This window comes from Aeromonas molluscorum 848 (genome assembly GCF_000388115.1).
GTDB lineage: Bacteria > Pseudomonadota > Gammaproteobacteria > Enterobacterales > Aeromonadaceae > Aeromonas > Aeromonas molluscorum.
Map to the genome: position 1 here is coordinate 1 of NZ_AQGQ01000228.1, position 5,267 is coordinate 5,267.

5 protein-coding genes are annotated in these 5,267 nt (G+C 56.9%); 1 reads left to right on the forward strand and 4 read right to left on the reverse strand.

Annotation, left to right across the window (positions count from 1 at the left end; genetic code table 11):
- Positions 1–128 precede the first annotated feature (128 nt).
- Genes hemG through pepQ form a run of 4 tightly spaced genes read right to left on the reverse strand, consistent with a single transcriptional unit; the run spans position 129 to position 4,094 of the window.
- Positions 129–653, reverse strand: coding sequence for a menaquinone-dependent protoporphyrinogen IX dehydrogenase (gene hemG / locus G113_RS19000; RefSeq protein WP_040319399.1), 525 nt, complete (start codon positions 651–653; stop codon positions 129–131).
- A 7-nt stretch (positions 654–660) separates the two neighbouring features.
- Positions 661–2,118 carry a TrkH family potassium uptake protein gene (locus G113_RS19005; protein WP_005909553.1) on the reverse strand — a complete coding sequence of 486 codons (1,458 nt, stop codon included), beginning with the start codon at positions 2,116–2,118 and terminating at the stop codon, positions 661–663.
- Positions 2,119–2,154: 36 nt separating this feature from the next.
- Complete coding sequence (locus G113_RS19010) at positions 2,155–2,772, reverse strand: YigZ family protein (RefSeq protein WP_040319400.1); 618 nt, start codon at positions 2,770–2,772, stop codon at positions 2,155–2,157.
- Positions 2,772–4,094: a Xaa-Pro dipeptidase gene (pepQ, locus tag G113_RS19015; protein WP_005909556.1), complete on the reverse strand. Its 1,323-nt coding sequence runs from the start codon at positions 4,092–4,094 to the stop codon at positions 2,772–2,774. The genes G113_RS19010 and pepQ overlap by 1 nt, the downstream gene beginning before the upstream one ends.
- Before the next feature lie 191 nt (positions 4,095–4,285).
- Between pepQ and G113_RS19020 the strand changes: the two genes are divergently transcribed.
- On the forward strand, positions 4,286–5,267 hold a 982-nt coding region (locus G113_RS19020), incomplete at its 3' end, for an AMP-binding protein (protein WP_005909558.1).

Consider the following 5,267-nt stretch of genomic DNA (forward strand, 5'->3'; position numbering starts at 1 on the left):
CTTTCTAGCAAGGGGGTTTCTGTAAAAAAGTGTGCTTTTCTAACGATTTCATGTCGAGCGGCGATTTAATCGGCAATTTTGTACAAAAAGCCCCGCATTGGCGGGGCTAGGGGCATCAGGAGCAAGAATCAGCGTTTCTGCCAGAAGTCACGAACGAAGACTCGCACCTTATCCCAATCGGTAAATTCGATGTCTCTGCTGGTATCTGTGCTGCCACCCGTCACCTTCATGATCAGCTGGATGATACGGGTCTGCCACCAGTTGTACTTGGAGTATTGCAGTGCACCGGCAAACACTCCCAGGTTCTTTGGCTTCCAGGGTGAGCTGTGCAGGAACTTCTTCATGTAGGCGTTGGTTTGTGGCGTCTGCTTCTCTGGCTTGCGAGCAGTCAAGTTGACACAGAAGAAGGCTGCGTTGGCCACTTCCAACTGTTCGTGGTGAGCATGAATAAAGCTGAGCAGGCTAGGGTGGAAATGGCCATAACGGATCGACGCTCCGATCAACACCTTCTTGAACTTGCTAAGGTTGCACATGGGCAAGCCGTGCAGATCATGCATGACAACCTCACATCCCGGCATTTCCTCCAGCATGACATCAATGATTTTTCGGGTTTGGCCATCCCTAGAGGAATAAAGCACCAAAATCTTATCCATACCTACCTCAACTACGCCAGAATGCAGGAGTTAACAGTACCAGAAGTGTAAAAATTTCCAATCGACCAAACAACATGGCGATGATCATGATCCATTTTGCTGCGTCCGTGGTGTTGGCAAAGTGAGGAGCCACCTCGCCCAGTCCTGGTCCCAAGTTATTGAGTGAGGCCACCACGGCGGAGAACGCCGTCAGCTCATCCATGCCCGTTGCGATCAAGCCCAGCATGCAGAGGATGAAAATGGCGGCATAAGCGGCAAAGAATCCCCAGACAGCCTCTATCACCCGCTCGGACAGCGCCTTATTACCCAGTTTTATCCGGTAGACGGCCCGGGGATGGACGAGGCGCTTCAGCTCTCTCATTCCTTGCAGATGCAGCAACATCAATCGTACTACCTTGATGCCGCCACCAGTACTGCCGGCACAGCCGCCCACAAAGGAAGCGAGCATCAGCAAGATCGGCAGAAACAGCGGCCATTCGGAGAAACCTGTGGTGCTGTATCCGGCCGTGGTCGCAATGGAAACGGACTGGAATAGCGCATGGTCCAGCGTCTCTCCCCAGCTGTCATAACTGACATGGCGCATCAGTACCAAGAAGCAGATCAGGGTCAGCCCCAGTTGCAGGGCAATGAACACCTTCACCTCGGGGTCCTTCAGATAGACATAGAGGCGCATGGGTCTGTGAGCGAAAGCCGCAAAGTGCAGGGTGAAATTCACTCCGGCAACCATGAGGAACAGTACAGTGATGAGATTGATGGCACTGCTATTGAAATAGCCAATGCTGGCATCGTGGGTCGAGAAACCACCGATGGCCACGGTGGAGAAGGAGTGGCAGATAGCGTCGAACATGGTCATGCCTGCCATCCAGTAGGACAGGGCGCAACTGAGGGTGATAAAGAGGTAGATATACCAGAGCGCCTTGGCGGTCTCAGCGATGCGCGGCGTCACCTTGTTATCTTTGACTGGTCCCGGGATCTCGGCACGATAGAGCTGCATACCGCCTATACCAAGGATGGGCAGTATGGCGACCGCCAGCACTATGATGCCCATACCGCCAAGCCACTGCAGCAGTTGGCGATAGAACAGGAAAGCCTTGGGCAGCTCATCGAGCCCGGTGAGCACAGTCGCTCCCGTGGTGGTGAGCCCGGAGAAAGATTCAAAGAAGGACTCTGACACGCTCATGTCCGGCACCTCGCCCAACATGAAGGGCAGCGCACCAACACTGCCGAGCACAGTCCAGAACAGCACGACGATGAGGAACCCCTCTTTCGACCTCAGCTCTTTCTTATGATGCCGATTGGGAAACCAGAGCAGCACACCAAGCAGCAGGGCAATGAAGAAGGCACTGACAAATTCGGAACCGCCGCCATCCCGATAACCGAAGGCGACCAGGGCCGGCAGCAGCATGGTGGAGCTGAACAACGCCACCAGCAGGCCAACGATGCGGATAATACTCAGAATGTGCATGCAGGCCCCGTCTCGGCAATAAAACAGCGATGGATTCTAGCCATCTATGGACTGCAGAGATACCCGTCCGTGCGTTCTATCGGTCAGCATCTGGTTTACCTGCTGCCAATCAGTGCAGGCCCAGTCGATTTCGAGCCGCACCCGCTGCCCATAATCCGACTGGCACACTTGACCATGGTGGCTCAGCAACAGGGCATCAATCACCCCCATGTCGCTATAGTCGCACTCGATGAGTGAGGCGCGCAGGGCCACCTTGTGCCGGGTGGTGAGCGCCTTGAGTGCAGTGCCCACACCGCCGCCATAGGCTTTGACCAGACCTCCGGTACCGAGCAGGACGCCACCATAGTAGCGCACCCCCACGGCGGCTATCTCGCCAACTCCGGATCCCATCAGTTGCGCCAGCATGGGCTTGCCCGCCGTGCCAGATGGTTCGCCATCGTCGCTAAAACCATAAACCTGGCTATCCTTGGGCGCCCCTGCAACAAAGGCCCAGCAGTGGTGGCGCGCCGCCGGATGGGCCCGACGCACCTCCTCTATCCAGATTTTCGCTGCGGCGACCGTTGGCGCATGGGCAAGCAAGGTAATGAAACGACTCTTCTTTATCTCCTCGCTCACCTCGACCCCGGTCATGGGCACAGGATAACCAGACTCCATCAGAGTCCGGCCTGTCTAGTGAGATTCTCCACCCCATGGCTGTGCAGCACTATGTTGTCCTCGATACGGATGCCGCCAAACGGCCGCAATGCCTCTACCTTGTGCCAATTGACCCGCTTGCCCTGCTCACTGCTCTGCAGAGGTTCGAGCAGGCTGTCAATGAAGTAGAGACCGGGTTCTATAGTGAATACCTGACCTGGCTCCATCACCCGGGTGCAACGCAAGTATGGGAACTGTTCGGGGGCAGAAAGATGGGTGCCACGTTCATCCTGCATGAAGCCACCCGCATCATGGACCTGCAAGCCGAGGAAATGGCCAAGACCATGGGGAAAGAAAGCATTGGTAACACCGGTGCCTATCATCTCATCCACCGACATATCGACCAGCTCGACCGATTGCAGCAACCGCGCCAGCCTGTGATGCATCAACTGATGCAGCTCGGTATAGCGGCGTCCCGGTTTGACTTCGTCGATGATGGCCTGCTGTTGCTCGTCCATGGCGGCGATCAGGTCGGCAAACTCGCCGCGACGCCAGGCCCAGGTACGGGTGATGTCCGAGGCGTAACCGTGGAAATCCACTCCGGCGTCGATCAGGAAGGAGTGGCGATCGACATCGGCCACCCGCTGATGGGAGAGCTGGGTATAGTGCAAGATGGCGGCATTGCGGTTGATGGCAACTATGTTGCCGTAAGGCGCCTCATTGGCTCCCTGTCCGACGGCTTTCATATATGTCAGATTGATCTCGAACTCGCTCGCCCCCGCCATAAAGGACTCCTTGGCGGCAATGTGACCACGCACTCCGAGTCGATTCGCCTCGCGCAGACACTCCAGTTCGTAATCTGTCTTGTAAGCCCTGTGATAGTGCAGATAGTTGAGCACGGCCTCTGGATTGGGTTGCGTCAACCCCAGCAGCTCCGCTACCTCGAGATGCCCCCCCAGATAAGCCCATGTCTGCTTGTCGGCGGGAAGATGGTCGGCCACCTGTTCCGGCCGGGTCAGAAAACGAATATCGAAGAAGTCGACCCAGAAGGCACTGGGCAGATCCGCCACCTTGTGCCAAAAATCCACCGGCCGATAGAACAGCAAGATGGGCTTGCTTACCCCATCCACCAGCAGCCAGCAGTGGGGGTTGTCCAGCACAGGCAGCCAGGCCTTGAAGTGGGGATTCACCTTGAAGGGGTAATCCTGATCATCGAGGAAGATGCGATGGGTCTGGCCGGCATGTATGGCCAGGCCGCTGAGCCCCTGCTGCTGCAATATGTCGCGGGTACGGCGCTGCAAGGTCTCGATGTGCTGGGCGAAAAGTTGGCTGTAACTGCTCATGGCATCCTGCTCCGACATGGTTGTTAACCCAGCATAACATCAAGCTAGAGGTGCCTCGACCCGTCAACCCTCAGGTTCGTGAGGTAAAGCATGAGTGACAGGGCATTTGTTATTAAAAGCAAACCCGGCATTAACAAATAAAAAACAATTCAATACACTGCCGATAGACACATGCAGTCAGGGACTACTCAATGCACAACCGCCGCCTGTGGCAACCGGACCAGGCCAGGATCAGCCAATCCAACCTTCATCAGTTCATGGGCGAGGTCAATCGCTTCCATGGCTTGCAGTTGCAAACCTATGCCGAGCTCTATCAATGGTCGGTGGAGAAAACCACCCGCTTCTGGCCCTTGGTGTGGCAGCACTGCGGCGTCAAGGGGGAGCTTGGCAACATAGTGGCGGAAAATCGCCAGACCATGCAGCACGCACGCTGGTTTCCGGACAGTCGACTCAACTTCGCCGAGAACCTGCTGCGTCGCCAGGACGAGAGTCCGGCCATCATCGCCAGCCTGGAAGGCAGTCAGCGCCGCACGCTTAGCTGGCGTGAACTGGGGCAGCAGGTCGCCAGTCTGGCTCAGTGGCTGCGTGGTCAGGGCATTGGCAAGGGCGACGTGGTTGCCGGCTACCTGCCCAATATTCCGGAAGCGCTGGTTGCCATGCTGGCCGCCACCAGTCTGGGGGCTATCTGGACCTCCACCAGCCCGGACTTCGGTGAAGCCAGCGTGGTGGAACGCTTCGGCCAGACACGGCCCAAGGTGCTGTTTGCAGTCGATGGCTATCGCTATAACGGCAAGGCGGTCGATATCCAGGACAAGGTCGCCAAGGTGGCCTGTCAGCTCGACCGTCTGGAACATCTCATCCTGATCCCGCTGCTCGGTCTGACGCCGAACCATGCCGGGGCCGACAACCTCCCCCTTCAAGACTGGCATCAGCTACTCGCCAGCCAAGAGGGAGCCAGCCTGCGCTTTGAGCCCATGGCATTCAACGATCCTCTTTATATCCTCTATTCATCCGGCACCACCGGCAAACCCAAGTGCATAGTGCACGGCATAGGTGGCACTCTGCTCCAGCATCTCAAGGAGCACCAGCTGCACTGCGACATCAAACCGGGGGAACGGGTGTTCTACTTCACCACCTGCGGCTGGATGATGTGGAACTGGCTGGCGAGTGCGC

Excerpts from the sequence above, each read along its gene's own strand:
- hemG (WP_040319399.1), bottom strand. The coding sequence starts at position 653 with ATGGATAAGATTTTGGTGCTTTATTCCTCTAGGGATGGCCAAACCCGA.
- G113_RS19005 (WP_005909553.1), bottom strand. The coding sequence starts at position 2,118 with ATGCACATTCTGAGTATTATCCGCATCGTTGGCCTGCTGGTGGCGTTG.
- G113_RS19010 (WP_040319400.1), bottom strand. The coding sequence starts at position 2,772 with ATGGAGTCTGGTTATCCTGTGCCCATGACCGGGGTCGAGGTGAGCGAG.
- pepQ (WP_005909556.1), bottom strand. The coding sequence starts at position 4,094 with ATGAGCAGTTACAGCCAACTTTTCGCCCAGCACATCGAGACCTTGCAG.